Source organism: Streptomyces coeruleorubidus (assembly GCF_028885415.1).
In the GTDB taxonomy this organism is placed as follows: domain Bacteria; phylum Actinomycetota; class Actinomycetes; order Streptomycetales; family Streptomycetaceae; genus Streptomyces; species Streptomyces coeruleorubidus_A.
In genome coordinates this window covers 5,319,898-5,343,317 of sequence record NZ_CP118527.1, presented here as the reverse complement: position 1 = coordinate 5,343,317, position 23,420 = coordinate 5,319,898, and the positions used below count along the sequence as shown (strand labels likewise).

Genomic DNA, 23,420 nt, shown 5'->3' with positions numbered 1-23,420 from the left:
TACCCGAGGAAGCGAGGCATGGCCGAGGTGGCGACTTCCGCGACGTCCGAGCAGCTGCTGGTGGTCATCGACCCGGTCGCCCGTCGGTCCGACGGCGAGTCCGTACGGATCGCGAAAGACGTGCTCGGAGCGGGTGCGGCCGTGAAGCTGTGCCTGCCGGAGGGGCCGGAGGAGTTCGCCCGGGCGCTGGCCCGGCGGGGCTCGCGGCGCCCGGTCGTGGTCGGTGACGACCGGGCCCTGATCCGCGCGGTGTCGCTTTTGCACCGGCATCGGGAGCTGGCCGGATGTGCGCTGTCGGTCGTGCCGGTCGGGGGTGTGCTGTCCCTGGCCCGGTCGCTGGGGGTGCCGACGGGGACGGTGGCGGCGGCGCGGGCGGTGCTCGACGGGGTCGAGCGGCGGATGGACCTGATGGTCGACGACAGCGACGGGGTGGTGCTCGGCGCACTGCGGATACCGCCGGTGCGCACCGACCCCGAGGAACCGGACCCCGAGGCCGAGCCGGGCCGCCCCTGGCTGCGGACCTGCCAGTCCCTGATACGCACCCTGGTCCCGGCCTCCCGCCCGTCCCGGCTCGCCTCCGCTCCCGAGCCCGGCCCCTCCCGGCTGCGGGTCGAGGTCGACGGCGAAACCCTCGTCGACCTGAACCAGCCGGTCGAGGCGGTGTCGGTGTCGCCCTCGGCCTCCGGTGTGGCGTCGGTGGAGGTCCGCCCGGTGTCGGTGGGCGCCGAGGCCTCACCCCTGCTCGCGGAGGGCCGGACGGTGACGGTGTCGGGGGCCCACTTCCGCTACCGGGCGGACACGGTGGTGTCGGGGCCGGTACGGACCCGGACGTGGGTGGTCCGGGAGGGGGCCTGGGGGCTGACGGTGCCGGCGGCGCCGTGAACCGCACCCGCGCGTCATTCCTGCCCGAACGCCTTCTCCCGGTGCACGCGCCAGCGCTCCATCAGCTCCGCGAGTTCACTCTCCAGGAACTCGAAGAAGGCGAGCGTCTCGGACATGCGGCGGCCGGCCGGGGTGTCGGCGCCGAGGCTGGTGACGCCCTCGCGCAGGGCCGCCTCCCAGCGCTTGAGGACGGCGTCGCGGTTGGTCAGCGCCTCGTACCACTGGTCGCCGTGCACCCGGTAGCGCTCCCGGCGGGAGCCGGGCTCCCGTTCGCGCGAGACCATGTGCGTCTGGGCCAGGTAGCGCACCGCCCCGGACACCGCCGCGGGGCTGATGCGCAGCTGTTCCCCCAGTCCGGCGGAGGTCATCGAGCCCTCGTCCGAGGAGAGGAGAGCGGCGAAGACCCGGGCGGGCATCCGCGGCATCCCGGCCTCGACGAGCTGCGCCGCGAAGGACTCGACGAACCGCGACACGGCCTGCGCGTTCCGGTCCGCCCCGGCTGATTCCGTCATGCGCCCATCCTATCGGCGATTTATACGCTTCCTTAACTTCACAAGTTTCTGAAGGAAGCGTACGTTCTGAAGCATGACGAAGGCCATCACCGTCTCCGGACTGCACAAGTCCTTCGGGCGGACCCACGCGCTGGACGGGCTCGACCTGGAGGTCGCCTCCGGCGAGGTCCACGGCTTCCTCGGCCCCAACGGCTCGGGCAAGTCCACCACCATCCGGGTCCTGCTCGGTCTGCTGCGCGCCGACTCGGGCGCCGCACAGGTGCTCGGCCACGACCCCTGGTCGGACGCGGTGGAGGTGCACCGCCGTATCGCCTACGTCCCCGGGGACGTGACGCTGTGGCGCAACCTCTCCGGCGGCGAGGTCATCGACCTGTACGGCAGGCTGCGCGGTGGGCTGGACCCCAGGCGCCGCGCGGAGCTGATCGAGCGGTTCGAACTCGACCCGACCAAGAAGGGCCGCACGTACTCCAAGGGCAACCGGCAGAAGGTCGCCCTGGTCGCCGCGTTCGCCTCGGACGTCGACCTGCTGATCCTGGACGAGCCGACCTCGGGCCTGGACCCGCTGATGGAGGAGGTCTTCCAGCGCTGTGTGGCCGAGGATCGCGACCGGGGCCGCACGATCCTGCTCTCCTCCCACATCCTGAGCGAGGTCGAGGAGCTGTGCGACCGGGTGAGCATCATCCGCAAGGGCCGCACGGTCGAGTCGGGTTCGCTCGCCGACCTGCGCCATCTGACCCGGACGAGCGTGACGGCCGAACTCGCGGCCTCCCCCGACGGGCTGGCGAACCTGCCCGGCGTCCACGACCTCGACGTGCAGGGGCGCCGGGTCCGGCTCCAGGTCGACACCGACGGGCTGGACGCCGTCCTGAGGTCCCTGAGCGAGTCGGGCGTACGGTCGCTGACGTCGACGCCGCCGACGCTGGAGGAACTGTTCCTGCGGCACTACCAGGACGAGGCGGCTACCCGATGACGGCCCTCGCGGTGAGGCCCGGCAGCTCACGCCAGCTGGCCGGGACGGGCACGCTGCTGCGGTTCGCCCTGCGCCGGGACCGGCTGATGATCCCGGTGTGGATCGCGGTGAACGCCCTGATGGTCCTCTCCATGCCGGGCACGCTGGAGGGCCTCTACGGCACCCCGGCCGAACGCGCCGACCTGATCCGGCAGATGGAGACCAACTCCTCGCTGCGCGCGATGGTCGGCCCGGTCTTCGGCGACTCGCTGGGCGCGCTGACGGCCTGGCGGGCCGGCGTCTACGCGGGCGCCCTGGCGGCCGTGACGAGCCTGCTGGTCGTCGTACGGCACACCCGGGACGAGGAGGAGAGCGGCCGTCAGGAGCTGGTGGCGTCCGGGATGGTGGGCCGCCGGGCCTCCCTGACGGCGGCCCTGCTGGCGGCGGCGGTCGCGAACGGGGTGCTGGCGCTGCTGCTGACGGCCGGCCTGGCCGGACAGGGGGCGGCCGGGGCACTGGCCCTCGGCCTCGGCATCGCCGGGGTCGGCATGGTCTTCGCCACGATGGCGGCGATCGTCGCCCAGCTGACGGAGAGCGCGCGGCTGGCCCGTGGTCTGACGGCGGCGGTGCTGGGCGCCGCGTTCGTGCTGCGCGCGGCGGGCGACTCGGCGACGGACGACGGTTCGTCGGTGCTGACCTGGCTGTCGCCGCTCGGCTGGCTGGAGAACCTGCGGCCGTACGCGGACGAACGCTGGTGGGTACTGGCGCTGCTCGCCGGTGCGGTCCTCCTCCAGGGCGCGGTGGCGTACGGGCTGGTCGGCCGCCGGGACCTCGGCATGAGCTTCCTGCCCACCCGGCCGGGCCCGGCGACCGGCCGCCTGGGCAGTGCGGGCGCGCTGGCCTGGCGGTTGCAGCGGGGCAGCGTGCTGGGCTGGAGCATCGGGTTCCTCCTCGCCGGGGTCGTCTACGGCGGCATGACCGAGGGCGCGGCCGACCTGGTCGGCGACAACGACAACGCCCGGCGGATCTTCGAGCGGATGGGCGGCCGGTCCGGCCTGACGGACGCGTTCCTGGCGTCGATGGTCGGCATGCTCGGCCTGGTCGCCGCGCTGTACATCGTGGCGTCGGTGCTCCGCCTGCACGGCGAGGAGACCTCGGGCCGGGCGGAACCGGTCCTGGCGAACGCGGTCGGGCGCCTGCGGTGGGCCGCGGGCCACCTGGTGATCGCCTTCGGCGGCTCGGCGCTCATCATGCTCCTGGCCGGCCTCGGCCTGGCCGCCGGCTACGGCAAGGAGACCGGCCCGATCCTGGGGGCGTGCCTGGTGCAGCTTCCCGCGGTGTGGGTGATCGGCGGGGTGGCGGTGCTGCTGCACGGTGTACTGCCCCGGGGGGCCGTGGCGGCATGGGGCGTGGCCGGTGCGGTGCTGCTGATCGGCTGGGTCGGGCCTGCGCTGGATGTGCCGCAGGTGGTGCTGGATCTCTCGCCGTTCGGGCATCTGCCGAAGTTGCCGGGAGGATCCATGGAGTGGGGGCCGGTGGGGGTCCTGACCGGGCTGGCGGCGGTGCTGGCTGCAGGGGGGCTTGCGGGGTTGTGCAGGCGGGACATGACCACGTGATCAGTCGACGTACTGCTTGAGCTTCTCGGTGTCGAGTTCGATGCCGAGGGGATCGGGGAGCAGCAGGGTGGCTCCGAAGGGCACGGTGCGGCAGTTGCCGTAACCGACGCCCGGGTCCGGATCGCTGTAGAGCTTGACCGCGCAGGCGTCCCGGTCGATCAGCAGATAGAAGGGAATGCCGGCGGCGCCATATGCGACAGGCTTGTCCTGGCGGTCGCGCTGATCCGTGTCGGAGTCGTGCGACGTGACTTCGAGAACCAGGAGCACCCCGCTCGGATCGGCCCATTCGCCGTGCCCCGCGAAGTGTTCCTCGGGCACGAGCACCGCGTCGGGGCGGGCCCGGCCCTCGCGGTACTTCTCCACGTGCAGACCCCGTCCCTGGTAAAGATCGAGGTCGGGCCGAACCTGCATGCAGCGCTTGCTCAGCCACACGACAATGGTGTCGTGGTCCCCGTCGGCCACCTTCTTGACCCCGATCCGTCCGTTGATGAACTCCAACCTGACGGCGTCGTCGGTCTCCTTGGCCGCGAAGGCAGCGATCCTCTCGAACTCCTCGACCGACATCTGGGGCGTCTGCAAGCCGCGCTCTGCCATAACCGTCATGGTGCACCCCCTCTCAGGTTGTGGCCAGTGTGGCGAGGCCCGCTCGGACAACGGGTCGGTACGCTTCCTGATCATCCGATCGGGTGATCAGCCCACCTCGACGGCCAGCCCCTCCAACCCCCTGATCACGAAGTTCGGCTTGCGGACCGGCTCGGCGGCCAGTCGCAGCGTCGGTGCCCTCTCCAGCAGCGCCCCCATCGACGCGGCCAGTTCGATGCGGGCCAGGGGTGCGCCGATGCAGTAGTGGATGCCGGCGCTGAACGAGACGTGGGGGTTGTCGGCGCGGGTCAGGTCCAGGGCGGACGGGTTCTCGAACACCGTCGGGTCGTGGTTGGCGGAGCCGAAGAGCAGGGCGACTTCCGCGCCGCGCGGGATCGTCGTGCCGGCGAGTTCGATGTCGTCCAGGACCCAGCGCTCGAAGAGCTGGAGCGGGGTGTCGTAGCGCATCAGTTCCTCCACGGCGGAGGGGATGAGCGTGTGGTCCGCGCGCAGCAGCTCCAGCTGGGCCGGGTTGCGGAACAGGGCGTACCAGCCGTTGACCGTGGCGTTCACCGTGGCCTCGTGGCCGGCGTTGAGGAGGAGGACCGCCGTCGAGATCATCTCCTGCTCGGTGAGGCGGTCGCCCTCGTCGTGGGCCGCGATCAGGCCCGAGACGAGGTCCTCGCCCGGCTCCTCGCGGCGGGCCGCGATCAGTTCGCGCAGGTAGTCGGAGAACTCCACCGACGCCCTGACCGCCTTCGCCGCCGTCTCCTCGGACGGGTTCAGCTCGTACATCCCGCAGATGTCCGCCGACCAGGGACGCAGCGGTGCCCGGTCGGACTCCGGGATGCCGAGCATCTCGGCGATCACCGCCACCGGGAGGGGCTCGGCTACGTCCTTCAGCAGGTCGCCGCCACCTTCTTCGACCAGGGCCGAGGCGAGCTCGTCCGCCAGGCCCCGCACATACGGCTTCAGCCGCTCCACCGTGCGCGGCGTGAACGCCTTCGACACCAGGCGCCGGATCCGGGTGTGGTCCGGCGGCTCCAGGTCGAGCATCCCGTGGTCGTTGAGCGTGTGGAACGGCTCCTGCTCCGGCGGGGGCGCGGTGCGGCCGAACTCCTCGTGCGTGAACCGGTGCTGGTACGTCCGGCCCAGACGCCGGTCCCGCAGCAGCGCCGAGACGTCCACGTGGTGCGGGACGAGCCACTGGTTCGTGGGCTCGTAGTGGTGCACACGGCCCCGGGCACGCAGCTCGGCGTAGGCGGGGTACGGGTCGGCGAGGAACGCCGAGTCCCACGGGTCGAACGCGAGGTCAAAAGCAGCTGCCATGGACGGACGCTAGCCCCACATCCGCCCATCTGACCAGGGGTGTTCCGGCAGGACAGGCGGGGTCAGCCATCCAGATCAAGATCGTTAAGCTGTGCGTGCGGGCTGGCCGAGGGCACCACCGGCTGGGTCGACAAGTCGTACGTGAGCGACTGCGTGCCGATGCAGCTGGACTGATCCGGCCCGTCGCCCCCGGGCCCGAGGGCCTGCGGGGCGGCGTCCCCGGCTAGCCGGGCGTCACCAGCCGCGCCTCGTAGGCGAACACCGCCGCCTGCGTCCGGTCCCTGAGCCCCAGCTTCACCAGGATCCGGCTGACATGCGTCTTGATCGTCGACTCGGCGACCACCAGCCGCTCGGCGATCTCCGCGTTCGACAGGCCCTGTGCGATGAGGACCAGCACCTCCGTCTCCCGGTCGGTGAGGTCGCCGTACGCCGCCTGCGCGGAGGGCATGAGGCGCGGGGTCTCGGAGAGCTTGGAGAACTCGGTGATCAGGCGCCTGGTCACCGAGGGGGCCAGGAGGGCCTCACCGTCGGCCACGATCCGCACCCCGTCGGCGAGCTGGCGGGCCGAGGCGTCCTTGAGGAGGAAGCCGGAGGCTCCCGCGCGCAGCGCCTGGTAGACGTACTCGTCGAGGTCGAAGGTGGTGAGCACCAGCACCTTCGCCGCGCCGTCGGCGGCGACGATCTCGCGGGTCGCCTCTATGCCGTTCAGCTCGGGCATGCGGATGTCCATCAGCACGACGTCCGGGGCGAGTTCGCGGACCTTCGCGACGGCCTCCCGGCCGTTCACCGCCTCGCCGACGACCTCCATGTCCGGCATCGCGTTCAGCAGGACCGAGAAGCCCTCGCGCACCATCATCTGGTCGTCCGCGATCAGCACGCGAATGGTCATGCGTCATCCTCGTCCGGCAGGGCGACCGGCAGGAACACCGCCACCTCGTAGCCTCCGTCGTCCGTCCGGCCCGCCGTCATCTCGCCGTTCAGCATCGTCACGCGCTCCCGCATGCCCGTGATGCCGTGCCCGGCGCCCGGCGAGGGCTTGATCAGGCCGGGGTTCGGCGGCGGGCCGTTGACTATGCGCAGGCCCAGGCCCCCGAGAACGTACCCGATCTCGACGCGGGCGCTCGCACCCGGCGCGTGCCGCAGGGTGTTGCTCAGGGCCTCCTGCACGATCCGGTACGCCGACAGCTCCACGCCCTGCGGCAGCTCGCGCACCGCACCGGTCACCACCTTCTCGACGCCCAGTCCGGCCTCCCGCACATTGGCCAGCAGCCCGTCCAGGTCGGCGAGCGTGGGCTGCGGGGCGTCCGGGGCCTCGTAGTCCTCGGCGCGGACGACGCCCAGGACGCGGCGCAGCTCGGTCAGGGCCGCCACCGCGTTCTCCCGGATCGTGGCGAAGGCCTTCTCCAGCTCCGGCGGCGGGTTCTCCACCCGGTAGGGCGCGGCCTCCGCCTGGATGGCGACCACCGACATGTGGTGGGCGACCACGTCGTGCAGCTCGCGGGCGATCGTCGTGCGCTCCTCCAGCAGGGTGCGGCGGGAGCGCTCGTGCGCGGTGACCGTCTGCTGGGCGGTGACCTCCTGCTCCGCGTGGCGACGGATGTGCCAGACGGTGACGCAGAGCAGGATCATGGCCGAGAAGACCAGCATGGGGGCGGAGTTGGTGCCGTACAGGTAGGTCGGGCCGATGCCGCTGTCCGCGATCAGGGCGTACAGCGCCGTCAGCGCCCACATCCAGCCGGCCGCGCGCGGCCTGGTGCGTATGGCCACGACCGTCAGCACGGTCAGATGGCAGGCGAAGCTGCCGGGGGCCCACGGCCATTCGCCATTGCTGCCGAACACGGCGGCCAGCGGAGTGCAGGCCATGGACGCCCAGAACGCTCCGACCGGCCGGATCATGGTCAGCAGGACCGGAAGCACGGTCAGCGGCGCGACCAGCAGCACCTCGCCGTCGGTGTCGACGCCGGAGAGGATCAGGGTGAACAGGGCCGCCATGGCTATCAGGGCGTGCGGCGTCCAGGTCGCGTACTCCCGGAGGCGGCCGGGCAACTGCCGGACGATCCGCCCGTCCGGGCTCCTGCGCGGCAGCGGCCGGTAGGCGAACGCGTCGTGGATGAGGTCCTGCCGCAGCCCGCGCAGGGAGTCCACGGCCACCCGGTACTCGGGGCTGCGCGGCTTGGCCCCGTCCCCCGGCGGCGTCATCTGGTGAGTCGTCTCGGTCACGTACAGAACGGTATGCGCACCCCCGGGTCGCGGTCGTCCCCAGTGAGAGGGGTTCCCCGGCGTCCCTCTCAGGTACTACGGGTCCCCGGGGGCCCGGCCTCAGTACCCCGACGGGCGCACCAGCCCCGACTCGTAGGCGAACACCGCCGCCTGTGTCCGGTCCCTCAGGCCCAGCTTCACCAGGATCCGGCCGACGTGCGTCTTCACCGTCTGCTCGGCGACGAACAGGTGCTTGGAGATCTCCGCGTTCGACAGGCCCTGCGCGATCAGGGCGAGCACCTCCGTCTCCCGCTCGGTCAGGTCACCGATCCGCTCCTTGAGCGGGGCGCGGGGCCGGCCGTCCAGCCGGGAGAACTCGGCGATCAGCTTGCGGGTGATGACCGGGGCGAGCAGCGCGTCGCCGGCCGCGATCACCCGGACCGCCTCGGCGAGCTGCTCCGACGACGCGTCCTTCAGCAGGAACCCGGAGGCTCCGGCGCGCAGCGCGTCGTACACGTACTCGTCGAGGTCGAAGGTGGTGAGCACCAGCACCCTGATGTCCGGGTTCGCGGTGGTGATGCGCTCGGTGGCCTCGATGCCGCCGATCCCGGGCATGCGGATGTCCATGAGGACGACGTCCGGGGCGGTCTCGGCGGCCTTCTCGATGCCGCCCTCCCCGTCCTTCGCCTCGCCGACGACCTCTATGTCGGGCTGGGTGCCGAGCAGCACGGTGAAGCCCTGCCGGACCATCGCCTGGTCGTCGACGATGAGAACCCGGATGGGTCGGCCGGAGCTGCTCGTCATGGGGTCCCTCCCCGGGGATCGGTGGTGCGGTCGGTGGAACGGGCGGTGCCCGGGGCGTCGGCGGGCGGGGTGTCCGGGAGGAACGCGGTGACCTTGAAGCCGTCCCAGTGCCACGGGTGCGCCGTCATGGTGCCGCCGAGCATCGCGACCCGCTCCCGCATGCCGAGCAGTCCGTGCCCCGCTCCCGTCGACGGCGGCGCGGGCCCGGTCGGCCGGCCGTTGACGACCTCCACCTCCAGCCCGTCCGGCTGATACGTGAGACGGACCGTGGCTCTCGCGCCGGGCGCGTGCCGCAGGACGTTGCTCAACGCCTCCTGCACGATCCGGTACGCGGACAGCTCCACGCCGGGCGGCAGCGGCCGCCGCTCACCGTTGATCTCGGTGATGACCTCGCGGCCGGCGGCCCGGGTGTTCTCCACCAGCGCGTCGAGCCGGTCGAGGGTGGGCTGCGGGGCGTGGCCGGCGGTGTCGCCGTCCGGGCCGGCGGGCTCCCCCGGCCCGGGGTGCTCCGAGCGCAGCACGCCCAGCACCCGGCGCAGCTCGGTCAGCGCCTCCAGGGCGTTCTGCCGGATGCCCGCGAGGTTCTCCTTGAGTTCGTCGGGCGGGTTCTCGACCAGGTGCGGGGCGACCTGAGCCTGGATGGAGATGACGGACATGTGGTGGGCCACCACGTCGTGCAGCTCCCGCGCGATGCGGCTGCGCTCCTCCAGCAGGGTGCGCCGGGTGCGCTCCTCGGCGGTGAGCGTGGTCTGCTCGACGAGCTCCGCGCGGGCCTCGCGGCGGCCGCGCAGGGCGGTGCCGACGACCACGACGACGGCGAACAGGGTGACCGCGAGGACCCCGGTGGGCTGATAGCCGGCCGCGCCCAGCAGTCCTTGTACGACGTAGGTGAGGAGCACGGTCAGCGCGAGCGCCTCCGCGGACACCCGGGTACGCACGCGCAGGGCGAGCAGCAGCAACACCGCCATGTGTCCGATGATCCCCGCCGACGTCCAGGGCCAGGTGAAGTCGTGGGCGCCGCCTGCCAGCAGTTGGCGGCGCACCTCGAGGGCGCCCCCCACCATGGTCGCCGTCGAGAGCCACCACGCCGGGACGGGCCGCCACAGCGCGAGCACCACGGCACCGCCCTGCGCCAGCCCGAGCAGGAAGGCGATCTGCGGGCCCACCCCGCCGTTGTCGACGAGCTGCGCCACCGCGCCAAAGGTGACCCCGAACGCAACCAGGCACAGCGAGCCGTGCGGAAACCAGCGCAACCACACGGAGGGCGGCAGCGGATCCGCCCGGAAGGTCCACAGGTCCTCGCGCAGCACCCGCAGCCAGCCCCCGACGCGCGCTCGATGCGCGCGGCCCACCCCCGTGTCCGTCACGCGCCCCAGCCTAGACATGGCGCGCCTCCACCGCCGTCCCCCGGTCGGACGGACGATGCGCCCGCACCACCCGCGACCTGCGGCCCCGGCCGCCCGCGCCCTGCTCGAAGAACCGGAAGGCGGCCCAGCAGGCGGCGAGGGCCAGGGCGAACACGGGCAGCCAGAGCAGCCGGGCCCCGACCCAGCCGAGGCTGTCGGGCAGCGTGTGCAGGCCGGGGAGCCGGCCCGCGAGGAGGCCGGTGGCCGTCGTGGCCATCAGGGCCGTCTGGTGCCACAGGAAGACGGTCATCGCGGAGAGGTTGACCAGCGCCACCGCCGCCCACGCCACCGGTCGGCGCATCGCCCGCCGCAGCCGCTCGCGCAGCAGCAGGGCGAGACCGCACTGGGCCAGCCCGAAGGTGACGACGGCCAGCGTCGGCGGGTCCAGGTTGGACATGCCCTCCCCCGGGACCCCGACCATCGACGCCGGATAGCCCGCCCACGCGACGAGCCCCGTGGTCGCCGCCGCACCGCCGGCGACCAGGATCCAGCCCGCGCGGCGGCGCTCCAGCTCGCCCCGGGTCCAGGCCGCCCCCAGTGTGTAGGGCACCAGCCAGCCCGCGGCCACGTTCACCCAGCCCAGCCAGGAGGGGCCGCCGAGGCCGAAGCGCAGCAGGTCCACGTGGAGTACGACGGCCAGCGGCCAGAGCGGGTGGAGCCGGGTCAGCAGCGGGGTCGCCGCCGTCAGGGCCGCGAACACCACGAGGAACCACAGCGGGGACAGGGCCAGCTTCACCAACGTCCGGACCGTACCGAACTCGGCGCCCGACAGCAGCAGGGCGAGCGCGGCGACCGTCCACAGGGTGAGGACGGCGGCGACCGGTGTGAACAGCCGGGACAGACGGGCCGTCAGCCAGCGGTGGTACGGGATGCCACGGGCCCGGGCCGAGGCCAGGCCGCGGGTGGCGACATGCCCGCCGACCAGGAAGAACACGGCGAGCGTCTGGAACAGCCAGGAGACGGGCGTCAACCAGGGCATGTGCTGGAGGGGGCTCGCCGTGCGCAGGGTGCCGCTGTCGGCGACCAGGGCCGTGACCAGCCAGTGCCCGAGGACGACGCCGAGGACCGCGGCGGCGCGCAGGGCGTCCACGGCCCGGTCGCGGCCGGCCGGGGTGGCCGCACCGACGCGTTCGGCGCCACGGCGCACGGCATGCCGGACACCTCGCACTGCATCTCGGGCACCCCGTACTCCGACGTCAGTCATGAGTCACCGCCTTGGTCTCGCCCAGGACGATCCGGGTCAGGTTGGTCAGGGAGGTCGAGCCGGGGCTGAAGTAATCGCTGTGGCCGCCGTCGCCGGCCGCGAAGACCCGGGCGCCGAAGGCCGGGGAGACGGGGTCGGTGCCGAAGCCGACGGTGGTGCCGAACAGGTCCGCGCTGAGGTGCGGGACGTTCTCCACCCAGTCGTCGCCGCCGCGGGCCGCCCAGACGCGGGCCCGAGTGCGCAGGGCGGCCACGGAGTCCGCGCCCGTGCCCGGGCTGCCGACCAGCGCGATGTCATCGACGGCGAGCCCGGCGGCGGCACGGCCGCAGACGACCGAGCCGTACGAGTGGCACAGCAGCGCGATGCGCGGTCCGCCGCCCGCTATGGCGCGCAGGTCGGTGACGAGCGCGCGCAGGTGCGGGGCCGCCTGCTCCGCCCTGCCGGTCGTCGTGACCGTCGCGCTGACCGTGCCCGGCGTCTCGTAGCCCAGCCAGGCCACGACCGCCGTGCGCGTGCCCGCGGGGGCCTGCCGGAGGAGCTGCACGTGCAGGGCGGCGGCGGCCGCGTGGAACCGGCCGTAGGTGTCGAGACTCGTGTCGGAGCCGGGGACCAGGACGGCGATGCGGTCGGCGCGGGCGAGGTCGCCCAGGACTTCCGTCACCCGGCCGGAGCCGCGGCCGTCGAAGCGGAGGAGACGCCGGGCCGGGGCGGCCAGGGCACGGTCGGTCGCGGCACGGTCCCGGTCCTGGTGGGCAGCGGCCGTCCGGGTCGCTTCGGCGGCGTTGGCACGGTTGGCCGCGTACGCCTCGTCGAGCGTCGACGCGCTGAGCGGAGCGAGCAAGGCGGGTGCGGGCGCGGGGACCTCCGGGCGTCCCGCCGCGGAGAGAGGGAACACCACCGCACCGGTGATGAGGGCGGCGAGCACGGCTCGACGCCATCGGCCGCCGCGGCGCCGACCGCCGTCGGCACGGCGGTACTTCGCTGCCCACCCCATGGTCGTCCCCCTCCAGCGCACCCGGCCATCGGGTCCGCGTGGAAGGGAAGTTACGGAGCGGAACGCGTCGTCCGCGTCACACCGCGGAGCTCACCTGCGGCCTGGCTCTCAGGTACTACGGGTACGACCTACGGGATGACCGGGGACCACACCTACGGGCACCCAAGCAGGGCCGCTCAGGCACCCCGGAAAGGCCACTCACCAGGCCAATTGCGCGATCTCCTCCACCACCACCGCACACGCGTCCGCCGCCGGGTCGATGAGCGGGAAGTGCCCCACGTCCTCCAGCAGCGTCACTCCCACCATCTCCCCTGCCTTCGCCGCCGCCTCCGCGTACGACTCGGCGACCACCTGCGGCACATCGAGGTCCGTGCGCCCCTGGACGAGGGTGGTGGCGATGCCCGTGGGCAGCAGCAGCGCCGGGTCCGCGTACGGCTGCCGCTCGGCGAAGTGCTCGTCCCCGCCCAGGAGTTGCCGTACGGCACCGCTGCACACGTCCAGCTTGTCGGCGACCGCGAGGTCCGCGATCGGGGCGAGGGCGACCACACCGCGCAGGGCCGCCGGGCTGTCGGCGCGCCAGGGCGAGCCGGCCGGCAGGACGTGCCGGGCCGCGGCCCACAGCGCGAGGTGCCCGCCCGCCGAGTGACCGGTGAGGACCGTACGGCGCGGGTCGGCCTGCGGCAGCAGTTCCCGGACGAGCGCCGGAAGGGCGTCCAGCGCGGCCGCGACGTCGTCGAGGGTGTCGGGCCAGCGGCCCGCGACGGAGTCGTCGTCACCGCCGCGCCGGTACTCGGCGCTGGCCACGGCGAACCCGCGACGGGCGAGGAAGTCCGCGAAGGGGCTGATGTGACGCCGGTCGTACGGTGCCCGCCAGGCGCCGCCGTGCAGCACGAGCACGACCGGGGCGGGCCCGCCCGGGCCGCCCTCGCCGCGCGGGGCGTAGAAGTCGATCACCTGGTCGGGATGGTCACCGTAGGCAGCGGTCACGTCGGGGTCGACGGGCGCGTGGGAGAACGCCGACTTCTCCTCGGCGGCGGCCCGTGCTGCTGCGACGTCGTCCGTCATGCTCCAACCTCTCAGCGATCGAACGTAGATGGCGGACCAGGTGGGGATCCGGCCGTTGGCCGGGACGGTATCAGGCAGGTGACGTGGGCGGACACGGGGATGTCACGCTGGGTGAAGACCGAACGGCCCCCGTGGCGGCAGGGGCCGTTCGTCCCGGGGAACTCACCCCAGCGTCCGAGCCAGCACCCGCGCCGCCCGCTCCACGTCGGCGAAGCCCACGTACAGCGGTGTGAAGCCGAAGCGCAGCACGTCCGGCGCCCGGTAGTCGCCGACCACGCCCTGCTCGATCAGCCGTTTCATGACATCACCGGCACCGTCACAGCGCAGCGCGATCTGGCTGCCCCGCTCCGCGTGCGGCACCGGCGTCAGGCACTCGACCCCGCCCTCGGGCACGTACGCGGCCACGCACTCCAGGAAGAGGTCCGTCAGCGCGAGCGACTTGGCCCGCACCGCCTCGACCGGCACCCCGTCCCACACCTCCAGGGCCGCCTCCAGGGCGAGCATGGAGAGGATGTCCGGCGTGCCGACCCGGCCGCGCAGGGCACCGGGGGCCGGCTCGTACCCGCTCCGCATCCCGAACGGCTCGGCGTGGGAGTTCCAGCCGGGCAGCGGGGAGTCGAAGCGGTCCTGAAGCTCCCGGCGCACGTACAGGTACGCCGGTGACCCCGGCCCGCCGTTCAGGTACTTGTAGGTGCAGCCGACCGCCAGATCCACGCCGTGCTCGTCCAGCCCCACCGGCAGCGCGCCCGCGCTGTGGCACAGGTCCCAGACGACGTACGCGCCCGCCCCGTGCACGGCGGCCGTCAGCGCCGGCAGATCGTGCAGCCGGCCGGTGCGGTAGTCGACGTGGTTGAGGAGGACGGCGGCGGTACGGTCGCCCAGCGCGCCCGGCACCTGTGCCGGTGCCACCGGCCGCAGCGCGCAGCCGGTCATCCGGGCGGCAGACTCGGCGATGTACCCGTCGGTCGGGAAGGTCGTGGCGTCGACGACGATCTCGTCGCGCCCTTCCCCGGCCATCCGCACCGCCCCCACAAGTGCCTTGAAGACGTTGACACTTGTGGAGTCCCCGACCACGATCTGCCCGGGCGCCGCCCCGACCAGCGGGGCGATCCGGTCACCGATCCGCTCGGGCGCGGTCCACCAGCCGCTCTCCTCCCAGGACCGGATGCGCAGCTCGCCCCACTGGCGGCGTACGACGTCCTCGACCCGCCCGGGGACGACGGCCGGCAGCGCGCCGAGCGAGTTGCCGTCGAGGTACACCACGTCGTCCAGCAGGAAGGCGTCCCGCCGACCGCGCAGATCGTCGGCGGCGTCCAGCTTCTCCGCACGCATCGCGAGTTCAGACATGGGACCGCGCCGTCCACAGCTCGGGGAAGACCTGCTTCTGCGCCCGCTTCTCCAGCCAGGCCACCCCGGCGGAGCCGCCCGTGCCGGTCTTGGCGCCCATCGCACGGCGAGTGGCGACGAGGTGGTCGTTGCGCCAGCGCCACACCAGCTCGGCGACATCGCTCAACGCCTCGCCGAGCCGGGCGAGTTCGTCGCTCTCGTCGCCCGAGTAGACGGCCGTCCAGGCGGCCTCCACCTCCGGGGACGGCTCGTAGCGCAGCGACACGTCACGCCCCAGCACGGCCTGCGGGATGTCGTACCCGCGCCGCGCGAGCAGCCGCACCACCTCGTCGTACAGGCTCGGCTCGTGCAGCGCCTTCTCCAGCTCGGCGTGCACGCGCGGCGCGCCCCGGTGCGGCACCAGCATGGACGCGGACTTGTCGCCGAGCAGGAACTCCATCCGCCGGTACATCGCCGACTGGAAACCGGAGCCCTCGCCGAGGGCGGACCGGTACGAGTTGAACTGGGCCGGCGTGAGCTGGCCGAGCGGCTTCCAGGAGGCGTTGAGCGCCTCCAGCTCGCGTACGGACCTCTTCAGCGCGGCGGTCGCGGAGGGTACGTCGTCGCCGCGCAGCGCGTGTGCCGCCGTCTCCCACTCGTGGACGATGACGGTGAACCACAGCTCCATCACCTGTGTCGTGACCAGGAAGACCATCTCTCCGGGGTCGTCGGAGAGGGTGTGCTGGAGGTGGGTGAGGACGTCCGCCTTGACGTAGTCCTCGTACGGCGTCGTGCCGTGGAAATCGAGATGCGGGGTCTCGGGCTCGTGAGCCTCGTGGGACATCGCTGTCTCCTGCTTTGTAACTCCGGGTAGCGGTCCGCCCCTGCCGATGCCGGCACGGGGGCCCCGGTCCCCACGGGCATACTCCGCAATCGTCCCCCGAAACCGCAAGGCCCGCCCGCTCGGCGGACGGGCCTCGCGCACACGGACCGCCGTCAGCCCAGGACCTGCGCCGCCGTCGGCGAGGAGTCCTTCAGGAACTGGGAGCAGCGCTCGTACTCCTCCTGCTCGCCGATCGCCTGTGCGGCACGGGCGAGGGCGTGCAGGGCACGCAGGAATCCGCGGTTCGGCTCGTGCTCCCACGGGACCGGGCCGTGGCCCTTCCAGCCGTTGCGACGCAGCGCGTCCAGGCCGCGGTGGTAGCCCGTGCGGGCGTACGCGTACGACTCGACGGTCGCACCCCGCTCGTACGCCTCGTCGGCGAGCTGCGCCCAGGCGAGCGAGGAGGTGGGGTGTGCGGCGGCGACGTCGACCGGGGAGGTACCCGACGCGAGCATTTCCCGTGGCCCGGGGTCGTCGGGGAGGTGGGTCGGGGGCGGGCCCCCGAGGAGGTTTTCGTGAATGGACATGCCCCAAGTCTGCCGCAGGCACGACCTGCGGGCAGTCGCGCCGACCTGGCTGCGGGCAATCGTGCCGCTGGGGCGGCACGGGTGGGCGCAGCGCACCCCGCAACGCCGGGCTGCGCAACGCCCCCGGCCTCAGCACCAACCCCCCGGGCCCCTACGACAACCGCTTCCGCACCGGCTCCCCCTCCAGCGCCGGTGCCGTCACACCCCCCTGCCTCAGACACTCCGGCCGCTTGCAGCCCGGCGGCGGCCTCCGCACCACCGCCGCCGCGAGGACGGCCCCCACCACCAACGCCCCCGCACACCACGCCATCGCCTTCCCGAAGGCGAGATCGAACGCACCCGGCTCCCGGTACGCCTCCTCCCCCATCCCCGCCAGCAACGGCAACGCCGCCACCGCCACCAGCCCCGCCGCCCGGGCCGCCGCGTTGTTGATCCCGCTGGCCAGGCCCGCCCGGGACACATCCACCGACCCCAGCACGGTCGCCGTCAGCGGCGCCACCAGCGTGACCATGCCCAGTCCGAGCACCAACAGCGCCGGAAGCACGTCAGCCACGTACGACGCCCCTGGCCCGACCCGCAGCATCAGCAGCATCCCCGCGGCGCACAGCAGCGGCCCCACCGTGAGCGGCAGTCGCGGTCCGATCCGGTCGGCCAGCTCACCGGACCGTGCCGACAGCAGCAGCATCAGCGTGGTCGTCGGCAGCAACGCCGTACCGGCCGCGAGGGCCGAATAGCCCACGACCACCTGGAGCTGAAGCACGGCGAGGAAGAAGAACCCGCCGAGGGCCGCGTACACGCACAGCGTGACGAGGTTGACCGCCGTGAACTGGCGGGAAGAGAAGATGTCCGGCGGCATCATCGGCTCGGACCGCCGCCGCTCGACGACCACGAACGCCACGGCCGCGACCGCCCCCGCCACCGCCGTACCCGCCACCACCAGACTGTCCGCACCGGTCGCCTCGATCAACGCGTACGTCAGCAGCGCCAGCGCCGACGCTCCCAGCACCGCCCCCAGCACGTCGAACCGGCCCCGGGCCCCCTCGCCGCCCGACTCGGGCACGTGCCGCAGCGCCACGGGCACGCACAGCAGCGCCAGCGGAACGTTCAGCAGGAACACCCACCGCCAGCCCGGCCCGTCCACCAGCCAGCCGCCGACGAAGGGCCCGACCGCCGCCCCGACCCCGCCGAAACCGGACCACAGGCCCACCGCGCGGCCCCGGTCGTCGGGATGGAAGGACGCCTGGATCAGCGCCAGCGACCCCGGTGTGAGCAGAGCACCGCCCACCCCTTGCAGGGCACGCGCGGCGATCAGCACCCCGGCGTTCGGCGCGATCCCGCACAGCAGGGACGCCACCGCGAACCACACCACACCGACGACGAACACCTTCCGGCGCCCGAAACGGTCACCGAGCGCCCCGCCCAGCAGGATCAGCCCGGCCAGCGTGACCATGTACGCGTTGACGGTCCATTGGAGGGCCGCCATGTCCGCGTCGAGGTCACGGCCGATGCGGGGCAGCGCCACATTGACGACGGTCGAGTCCAGCAGGGCCATGCTGGAGCCGAGGACGGTGGTGAGCAGGATCCACCTGCCCTGCGGTGAGGCCAACCGGACATCGGGCATGCAGGGAGCATACGGAAGAGCCCGGCACCAGGAGAGGTGCCGGGCTCGAACGCGTGGTCCGGAACGGACTTACTTGATCTTGGTGCCGGTCGAGCGCAGGTGGCCGCAGGCCTCGACGACACGCGCGGACATGGAGGCCTCGGCCAGCTTGCCCCAGGTGCGCGGGTCGTAGGTCTTCTTGTTGCCGACCTCGCCGTCGACCTTCAGGACGCCGTCGTAGTTGCGGAACATGTGGTCCGCGACCGGGCGCGTGAAGGCGTACTGGGTGTCCGTGTCGATGTTCATCTTGACCACGCCGTTCTCCAGCGCGGTCCGGATCTCCTCCTCCGAGGAGCCCGAGCCGCCGTGGAAGACGAAGTCGAACGGGGAGGCCTTGCCGAACTTCGCGGCGACGCCCTCGTTCAGTTCCTTCAGCAGCTCGGGGCGCAGGACGACGTTGCCCGGCTTGTACACGCCGTGCACGTTGCCGAAGGACGCGGCGAGCAGGTAGCGGCCCTTCTCGCCCAGGCCCAGGGCCTCGGCGGTGCGGATCGCGTCGTCGACCGTGGTGTAGAGGGAGTCGTTGATCTCGTGGGAGACGCCGTCCTCCTCGCCACCGGTCGGGGTGATCTCCACCTCGAGGATGATCTTCGCGGCGCGGGCCTGCTCCAGCAGCTCCTGCGCGATGGAGAGGTTGTCGGCGAGGGTCTCGGCGGAGCCGTCCCACATGTGCGACTGGAACAGCGGGTTCAGGCCGGCCTCGACGCGCTTCTTGGAGAGCGCCAGCAGCGGACGTACGTAGCCGTCCAGCTTGTCCTTGGGGCAGTGGTCCGTGTGCAGCGCGATGTTCACCGGGTACTTCTCGGCGACGATGTGCGCGAACTCGGCAAGGGCGACCGCGCCGGTCACCATGTCCTTGCTGTACTGACCGCCCAGGAACTCGGCGCCACCCGTGGAGATCTGGACGATGCCGTCGCTCTCCGCCTCAGCGAAACCGCGCAGGGCCGCGTGCAGGGTCTGGGTGGAGGTCACGTTGATGGCCGGGTAGGCGAACTTTCCTGCCTTCGCCCGGTCCAGCATCTCGTTGTAGACCTCGGGAGTTGCGATGGGCATGCGTCCGCTCCTTGTATCTGCGGGTTGGCGTACTGCGTTCTCGGCCCTGACCTAGACCTTGGGGTGCGACGTCATCGTCGGCCCCATCTTTCCAGACTTGGCCGGAAGGTCCAGGCCACCGTCCACGCCCTGGTCGGTCGGGGCTCAGTCCAGGCCCAGCTCGTCCTTGGAGAACGCGAAGAGATACGGCACCCCGGCGCCCTCCTGGATCTTCTCCGCGGCGCCGGTGGCCCGGTCGACGATGGTCGCGACGGCGACGACCTCGGCCCCGGCCTCGCGCACGGCCTCGACGGCGGTGAGCGGGGAGCCGCCGGTGGTGGAGGTGTCCTCGACGACCAGCACACGGCGGCCCGCGATGTCCGGGCCCTCGACGCGCCGCTGCAGGCCGTGCGCCTTCGCGGCCTTCCGTACGACGAAGGCGTCCAGGCGCCGCCCGCGCGCGGCGGCGGCGTGCAGGATGGCGGCGGCGACGGGGTCGGCGCCCATGGTGAGCCCGCCCACCGCGTCGAACTCGAAGTCACCGGTCAGGTCGAGCAGCACCTGCCCGACCAGCGGCGCGGCCTCGCCGTCGAGGGTGATGCGGCGCAGGTCGACGTAGTAGTCGGCCTCCAGACCCGACGACAGGGTCACCTTGCCGTGCACCACGGCCTTGTCCTTGATCTGTCGCAGCAGCGCGCCACGTGTGTCCGTCATGCCGCCCAGCTTAGAGGCGGCGCCAGCTCCAGGTCGTGGTGGCCTCCAGCGGCTCCAGGGGCGTGACCAGGCGCGGCAGGGTGTTGAGCCCGTTGGGCGGGCCGGTCTGCGGCTCCACGCACACGGCGGCCTCCTGCTCGTCGTAGACGACGACCCACTCCTGGCGGCTGGTCACCTTCAGCTCCAGCTGCCCGGGCCAGGTGAGGGTCACGTCGACGCCGCCGGGCATCCCGAAGCAGTCGTCCCAGGGGCCGGGCTTCGGCTCTACGCGGTTGCCGGTGGGCAGGTGGTCGTCGCCGCGTTCCTCCTGCCAGGCGGGGTGGAAGTCGAGGCGTACGTCCTCGCCGCCGAGGTTCCGGTTGAACCACGGGTGCCAGCCGATCTGCGCCGGGAACGACGACTCGTACGTCTCCACGGACATGGTCAGCGTCAGCGCGTCCTCGGCGAGGGCGACGACCTGGGTGACGCGGCCCGGGTGGGGCCAGGGGTCGACGAGCTCGTAGGTGATGACGGCCTCGTCCGTGCTCGTGCGGGCGGTGCGCCAGGCGTCGTCGCGGGCGGTGCCGTGGATGGCGTGGGGCGGGGCGTTGAGGGGCATCTGCCGTACGACGGCGCCGTCCAGGAAGCGCCCGTCACGGATCCGCCCGCACCACGGCACCATCGGGAAGCAGCCGAACCGCTCCCCCTGCCGGAGCAGCTCCACGCCGCCGATCCGCAGCCCTCCGACCCGGCCGCCGTTGCCCGGCTGCACGGTCACCTCCGCGTCGCCCGCGGTCAGCGTGATGTCTTCGTCACTCACGGGACGACCCTACTGGGGTGATCAAGAGGGCCTCACCCTGTACGGGGCGTTTTCAGCGGCGTCTGCGCAGGGCCCGGACCGCCACGATGGCCGACGCCAGCGCGAGCGCCGCCGCGGGGGCCGCCCAGCGCAGCGGGGCCGGAGGCATCACGGTCTGCGGCGCGGGCACCGGCGCGTACCGCCCTCTCGGCGGCGCGTGATCGACCTCCTCGGCACTGCGCCCGATCATCGTCCGCCGCGCATGCGCCGCCTCGGCGATGCCCTCGTCGTTCTTGTCGTTCTTGTCGTTCTTGTCGTTCTCGTCGTTCGCGTCGTCCTCGATGTCCTCGTCCGAGGGCCCGAGAGAGGACGGCGGAGTATCGGTCTCGAAGACGGAGGGGGGCTCGGGGGCGGGGGCGTCGTCGGCTGCGGGGCCAGGGGACTCGTCGGCGCTCCCCGGAGCCGAGGGCTCGTCGGTGCCCCCTGAGGCACGAGCGTCATCGGCGGTGTGGCCGGAGGCCGGCGTCTTGTCGTCGGGTCCGGGGGCGGAAGTCTCCCCGGCGGTCCCCGAAGTCCCGGCCTCCTCGTCGGCCTCGGCCCTCGCGCTCCCCTCGGCCCTCGCCGGAGGCGGCGGAGCCGCGTCGTCCGCGTCCGGGGTCGTCTCGTAGTCGGTCGTGGCGCGGGGTTCGAAGTCCTGCGTGACGAGGGGCGTGGTGGTTTCCGGGGCTGCCCCGGCCAGCTGTTCCGCGAAACGGTCCAGCAGGCGGGTGACGGCGCCCTCCACCGCGTCGGACGGGAGGTCCTTGATCCGTCCGTCCGCTGCGACCGTACCGCCGAACACGATCGTCGTGCCGTCCTCCGCGTCCCGCAGGGCGATCCGCAGCGCGAGTTTCACCGAGCCGGTGCCGCGGGCCTCCGTGGCCTCGCCCTCGACGGCGTAGGCCCCGTCGTCTCCCCGGGACACCCGTACGGCACCCCGGTACGTGACGGAGTGGCTGCCGACCCTGATCTTCAGCCGTCCGGTGACGGGCTCGGCGCCGGCGTCCTGCTGGAGCCCCGGAACCGCCCGGGCGACCCGCGCGGGGTCGTCCAGCACCTCCCTGAGCCGCTCGGCCGGAACCGGAACGAACACCTCGTGCTCCATGTCGACGGACTCTACCCAGCCCGGGCCGAAACGCACCCCCGCCTTCGGAATTCGCCCCCGATCCGCCCCGCCAGGCGTATCCTCACCGGCCCTCACCGGGCAGCCCCGGGCCCGCTCAGTAGCGCGGATGCACCAGCGTCGACGCGGGCAGCCCCGCGATCCGCGTGCCCCGCGCCGCCCGCTCCCCCACCGCGAGGGACACGTCGTCAAGGACGTGCGGGCGCGGACCGTCCGGGTCGAGTCGGGGTCGCGGCTCCGTTCGGGCGGCCAGGACGAAACCCCAGTCCCGGGGCGCCCGGGAGCGGTCGGCGGGGGTGTGGTCGGGACCGACGGCGAAACAGGCGCGGCGCCCGCCCGTGCCGTACGGGGCGGTGCGGAAGCCGGCCGCGCGGAGGGTGGCGTCCACCGTCCAGTACACGCGCGGGCTGGACGCGACGGGCCCGGCGTGCACCACGAGCCGGCCGCCGGGGGCGAGCACCCGCCGCGCGAGGCCGTAGAACTCCTGCGAGTACAGCTTCGTACTGGCCGTGATGCCCGGGTCCGGCAGGTCCGAGAGGACCACGTCGTACGCCGCCGGGGGCGCTCCGCGCAGCCAGCCGAACGCGTCCTGCGTCGTCACGCGCACGCGCGGGTCGCCGAACGCGTGCTTGTTCAGCGCCGACAGGGCCGAGTCGGTGCGGGCCAGCCGCACCACCTCCTCGTCGAGTTCGACGACGTCGACCCGGTCCACCCCGGGATGCCGCAGCACCTCGCGGGCCGCCAGTCCGTCACCGCCGCCGAGGATCAGCACGCGCGCGTGCGGTCCGGTCATGGCCGGGTGGACGAGGGCCTCGTGGTAGCGCAGTTCGTCGCGCCCGCTGACCCGCAGCCGGCCGTCGAGGAACAGGTCGAGGGGGCGCCCGTGCGTGCCCCCGGCGAGGACCACCTCCTGCACGCCGGTCTGGAGCGCCACCCGTACGTCCCCGCCGTACACCGCCTGCCGCGCGGCCCGTTCGAAATCGTCGACGAGGACGGCGGCCGAGGCGAGGATCGCCAGCACGAGCGCGTTGGCGAGCAGCAGCAGCCAGCGGGCGCGCCGGGTCAGGTCCCGGCGGAACAGGCCGAGCACCAGCGCGCCCCCGACGACCGCGTTGACGGCGCCGGTGATCAGCGTGCCGGTCATCTGGCCGAGGAACGGCAGCAGCAGGAAGGGGAAGGCGAGTCCGCCGACGAGCGCACCGACGTAGTCCGCGGCGAACAGGTCGGCCACCGCGCCGCCCGGGTCCTGGCGGCGGATGCGCTGGATCAGCTCCATCAGCAGCGGGACCTCGGCGCCGATGAGCAGCCCGGTCGCGAGGGAGAAGGCGACCAGGAGACAGCGCGGCCCGCTGGCCCACATCCCGCCCCAGTCGCCGGTCCAGGCGAAGACCGCGTACAAGGCCATCGCGCTGCACCCGCCGACGAGGGCGAGGGTCGCCTCGACCGCGCCGAAGCCGGCCGCGGCGAGCCCGCGCAGCCGCTTCGCGGCGAGGGAGCCGATGCCCATCGCGAAGACCATGACGGACAGCACGACGGACGCCTGGGTGACGGAGTCGACCATCAAGTACGAGGCCAGAGCGACGAGTTCCAGTTCGTACACCAGTCCGCAGGCCGCGCAGACGAACACGCCCGCGAGGACCAGGAACCGCCCGGTGCCCGGCCGGACGGGCAGTCGCGCCGGGCCGCCGGGGCCGCCCGGGGCGCTCCAGGGCGGCGGGGAACCGGGCGGGGCGGGCGCGTGCGGCTCGATCACGCTGCGACGTTACGTCACTCCTCCACTGCGGTTCGTCACCCAC

General features: G+C 72.9%; 22 protein-coding genes. 3 read left to right on the top strand and 19 right to left on the bottom strand.

What is annotated here, in order from left to right; all coding sequences use genetic code 11:
- Positions 1–18: 18 nt before the first annotated feature.
- Positions 19–882, top strand: a complete 864-nt coding sequence (locus PV963_RS24835) for a diacylglycerol kinase family protein (protein ID WP_274817955.1) — start codon at positions 19–21, stop codon at positions 880–882.
- 14 nt (positions 883–896) lie between these two features.
- Here PV963_RS24835 and PV963_RS24830 read toward each other — a convergent pair whose 3' ends face one another.
- Complete coding sequence (locus PV963_RS24830; protein WP_274817954.1) at positions 897–1,394, bottom strand: GbsR/MarR family transcriptional regulator; 498 nt, start codon at positions 1,392–1,394, stop codon at positions 897–899.
- A 73-nt stretch (positions 1,395–1,467) separates the two neighbouring features.
- Between PV963_RS24830 and PV963_RS24825 the strand changes: the two genes are divergently transcribed.
- Together PV963_RS24825 and PV963_RS24820 are read left to right on the top strand one after the other, a co-directional pair.
- Positions 1,468–2,364, top strand: a complete 897-nt coding sequence (locus PV963_RS24825; RefSeq protein ID WP_274817953.1) for an ABC transporter ATP-binding protein — start codon at positions 1,468–1,470, stop codon at positions 2,362–2,364.
- Positions 2,361–3,959 carry an ABC transporter permease gene (locus PV963_RS24820; protein ID WP_274817952.1) on the top strand — a complete coding sequence of 533 codons (1,599 nt, stop codon included), beginning with the start codon at positions 2,361–2,363 and terminating at the stop codon, positions 3,957–3,959. The genes PV963_RS24825 and PV963_RS24820 overlap by 4 nt, the downstream gene beginning before the upstream one ends.
- Here PV963_RS24820 and PV963_RS24815 read toward each other — a convergent pair whose 3' ends face one another.
- The 18 genes from PV963_RS24815 to PV963_RS24730 all read right to left on the bottom strand — a co-directional run bounded on the left by PV963_RS24815 (position 3,960) and on the right by PV963_RS24730 (position 23,377).
- A complete protein-coding gene (locus tag PV963_RS24815; protein WP_274817951.1) occupies positions 3,960–4,562 on the bottom strand; it encodes a Uma2 family endonuclease in 603 nt (200 codons plus the stop codon). It abuts the gene before it with no gap.
- An 87-nt stretch (positions 4,563–4,649) separates the two neighbouring features.
- On the bottom strand, positions 4,650–5,870 hold the full coding sequence (locus PV963_RS24810; protein ID WP_274817950.1) for a cytochrome P450: 1,221 nt from the start codon (positions 5,868–5,870) through the stop codon (positions 4,650–4,652).
- Between the two features lie 223 nt (positions 5,871–6,093).
- The gene (locus tag PV963_RS24805; protein WP_274817949.1) at positions 6,094–6,759 is read right to left on the bottom strand and encodes a response regulator; all 666 of its coding nucleotides are present in this window, start codon (positions 6,757–6,759) and stop codon (positions 6,094–6,096) included.
- Positions 6,756–8,069, bottom strand: a complete 1,314-nt coding sequence (locus PV963_RS24800; RefSeq protein WP_274822109.1) for a sensor histidine kinase — start codon at positions 8,067–8,069, stop codon at positions 6,756–6,758. Before PV963_RS24800 ends, PV963_RS24805 begins: the two co-directional genes overlap by 4 nt.
- 120 nt (positions 8,070–8,189) lie before the next feature.
- The gene (locus PV963_RS24795; protein ID WP_274817948.1) at positions 8,190–8,873 is read right to left on the bottom strand and encodes a response regulator; all 684 of its coding nucleotides are present in this window, start codon (positions 8,871–8,873) and stop codon (positions 8,190–8,192) included.
- Positions 8,870–10,258: a sensor histidine kinase gene (locus PV963_RS24790; RefSeq protein ID WP_274817947.1), complete on the bottom strand. Its 1,389-nt coding sequence runs from the start codon at positions 10,256–10,258 to the stop codon at positions 8,870–8,872. Before PV963_RS24790 ends, PV963_RS24795 begins: the two co-directional genes overlap by 4 nt.
- Positions 10,251–11,483 carry an acyltransferase family protein gene (locus PV963_RS24785; RefSeq protein WP_274817946.1) on the bottom strand — a complete coding sequence of 411 codons (1,233 nt, stop codon included), beginning with the start codon at positions 11,481–11,483 and terminating at the stop codon, positions 10,251–10,253. Before PV963_RS24785 ends, PV963_RS24790 begins: the two co-directional genes overlap by 8 nt.
- On the bottom strand, positions 11,476–12,477 hold the full coding sequence (locus PV963_RS24780) for an alpha/beta hydrolase (protein WP_274817945.1): 1,002 nt from the start codon (positions 12,475–12,477) through the stop codon (positions 11,476–11,478). The genes PV963_RS24785 and PV963_RS24780 overlap by 8 nt, the downstream gene beginning before the upstream one ends.
- A gap of 198 nt (positions 12,478–12,675) precedes the next feature.
- Positions 12,676–13,542, bottom strand: a complete 867-nt coding sequence (locus PV963_RS24775) for an alpha/beta hydrolase (protein WP_274817944.1) — start codon at positions 13,540–13,542, stop codon at positions 12,676–12,678.
- 162 nt (positions 13,543–13,704) lie between these two features.
- Entirely contained in the window at positions 13,705–14,889 is a 1,185-nt protein-coding gene (kynU, locus tag PV963_RS24770; protein ID WP_274817943.1) for a kynureninase, read from the bottom strand.
- Positions 14,882–15,712, bottom strand: coding sequence for a tryptophan 2,3-dioxygenase family protein (locus tag PV963_RS24765; RefSeq protein ID WP_274817942.1), 831 nt, complete (start codon positions 15,710–15,712; stop codon positions 14,882–14,884). The genes kynU and PV963_RS24765 overlap by 8 nt, the downstream gene beginning before the upstream one ends.
- Before the next feature lie 152 nt (positions 15,713–15,864).
- On the bottom strand, positions 15,865–16,278 hold the full coding sequence (locus PV963_RS24760; RefSeq protein ID WP_274817941.1) for a DUF3151 domain-containing protein: 414 nt from the start codon (positions 16,276–16,278) through the stop codon (positions 15,865–15,867).
- A 151-nt stretch (positions 16,279–16,429) separates the two neighbouring features.
- Positions 16,430–17,899, bottom strand: a complete 1,470-nt coding sequence (locus PV963_RS24755; RefSeq protein ID WP_274817940.1) for an MFS transporter — start codon at positions 17,897–17,899, stop codon at positions 16,430–16,432.
- Between the two features lie 69 nt (positions 17,900–17,968).
- Positions 17,969–18,991 (bottom strand): class II fructose-bisphosphate aldolase, encoded by a 1,023-nt coding sequence (gene fbaA / locus PV963_RS24750; protein ID WP_274817939.1) that lies wholly within the window; start codon positions 18,989–18,991, stop codon positions 17,969–17,971.
- A gap of 144 nt (positions 18,992–19,135) precedes the next feature.
- Positions 19,136–19,684, bottom strand: coding sequence for an orotate phosphoribosyltransferase (pyrE, locus tag PV963_RS24745; protein WP_274817938.1), 549 nt, complete (start codon positions 19,682–19,684; stop codon positions 19,136–19,138).
- Between the two features lie 10 nt (positions 19,685–19,694).
- Positions 19,695–20,483: an aldose 1-epimerase gene (locus tag PV963_RS24740; protein WP_274817937.1), complete on the bottom strand. Its 789-nt coding sequence runs from the start codon at positions 20,481–20,483 to the stop codon at positions 19,695–19,697.
- A 52-nt stretch (positions 20,484–20,535) separates the two neighbouring features.
- The gene (locus PV963_RS24735) at positions 20,536–21,606 is read right to left on the bottom strand and encodes an SRPBCC domain-containing protein (protein WP_274817936.1); all 1,071 of its coding nucleotides are present in this window, start codon (positions 21,604–21,606) and stop codon (positions 20,536–20,538) included.
- Positions 21,607–21,721: 115 nt separating this feature from the next.
- Entirely contained in the window at positions 21,722–23,377 is a 1,656-nt protein-coding gene (locus PV963_RS24730; protein ID WP_274817935.1) for a polyamine aminopropyltransferase, read from the bottom strand.
- Positions 23,378–23,420: the final 43 nt, after the last annotated feature.

Bases quoted from the DNA above. Each gene is read 5' to 3' on its own strand.
- PV963_RS24755 (WP_274817940.1), bottom strand. From the start codon at position 17,899: ATGCCCGATGTCCGGTTGGCCTCACCGCAGGGCAGGTGGATCCTGCTC.
- pyrE (WP_274817938.1), bottom strand. From the start codon at position 19,684: ATGACGGACACACGTGGCGCGCTGCTGCGACAGATCAAGGACAAGGCC.
- kynU (WP_274817943.1), bottom strand. From the start codon at position 14,889: ATGTCTGAACTCGCGATGCGTGCGGAGAAGCTGGACGCCGCCGACGAT.
- PV963_RS24775 (WP_274817944.1), bottom strand. From the start codon at position 13,542: ATGACGGACGACGTCGCAGCAGCACGGGCCGCCGCCGAGGAGAAGTCG.
- PV963_RS24810 (WP_274817950.1), bottom strand. From the start codon at position 5,870: ATGGCAGCTGCTTTTGACCTCGCGTTCGACCCGTGGGACTCGGCGTTC.
- PV963_RS24830 (WP_274817954.1), bottom strand. From the start codon at position 1,394: ATGACGGAATCAGCCGGGGCGGACCGGAACGCGCAGGCCGTGTCGCGG.
- PV963_RS24820 (WP_274817952.1), top strand. From the start codon at position 2,361: ATGACGGCCCTCGCGGTGAGGCCCGGCAGCTCACGCCAGCTGGCCGGG.
- PV963_RS24835 (WP_274817955.1), top strand. From the start codon at position 19: ATGGCCGAGGTGGCGACTTCCGCGACGTCCGAGCAGCTGCTGGTGGTC.
- PV963_RS24795 (WP_274817948.1), bottom strand. From the start codon at position 8,873: ATGACGAGCAGCTCCGGCCGACCCATCCGGGTTCTCATCGTCGACGAC.
- PV963_RS24785 (WP_274817946.1), bottom strand. From the start codon at position 11,483: ATGACTGACGTCGGAGTACGGGGTGCCCGAGATGCAGTGCGAGGTGTC.
- PV963_RS24815 (WP_274817951.1), bottom strand. From the start codon at position 4,562: ATGACGGTTATGGCAGAGCGCGGCTTGCAGACGCCCCAGATGTCGGTC.
- PV963_RS24800 (WP_274822109.1), bottom strand. From the start codon at position 8,069: ATGACGCCGCCGGGGGACGGGGCCAAGCCGCGCAGCCCCGAGTACCGG.
- PV963_RS24780 (WP_274817945.1), bottom strand. From the start codon at position 12,477: ATGGGGTGGGCAGCGAAGTACCGCCGTGCCGACGGCGGTCGGCGCCGC.
- PV963_RS24760 (WP_274817941.1), bottom strand. From the start codon at position 16,278: ATGTCCATTCACGAAAACCTCCTCGGGGGCCCGCCCCCGACCCACCTC.
- PV963_RS24735 (WP_274817936.1), bottom strand. From the start codon at position 21,606: ATGGAGCACGAGGTGTTCGTTCCGGTTCCGGCCGAGCGGCTCAGGGAG.
- PV963_RS24825 (WP_274817953.1), top strand. From the start codon at position 1,468: ATGACGAAGGCCATCACCGTCTCCGGACTGCACAAGTCCTTCGGGCGG.
- PV963_RS24805 (WP_274817949.1), bottom strand. From the start codon at position 6,759: ATGACCATTCGCGTGCTGATCGCGGACGACCAGATGATGGTGCGCGAG.
- PV963_RS24790 (WP_274817947.1), bottom strand. From the start codon at position 10,258: ATGTCTAGGCTGGGGCGCGTGACGGACACGGGGGTGGGCCGCGCGCAT.
- fbaA (WP_274817939.1), bottom strand. From the start codon at position 18,991: ATGCCCATCGCAACTCCCGAGGTCTACAACGAGATGCTGGACCGGGCG.
- PV963_RS24765 (WP_274817942.1), bottom strand. From the start codon at position 15,712: ATGTCCCACGAGGCTCACGAGCCCGAGACCCCGCATCTCGATTTCCAC.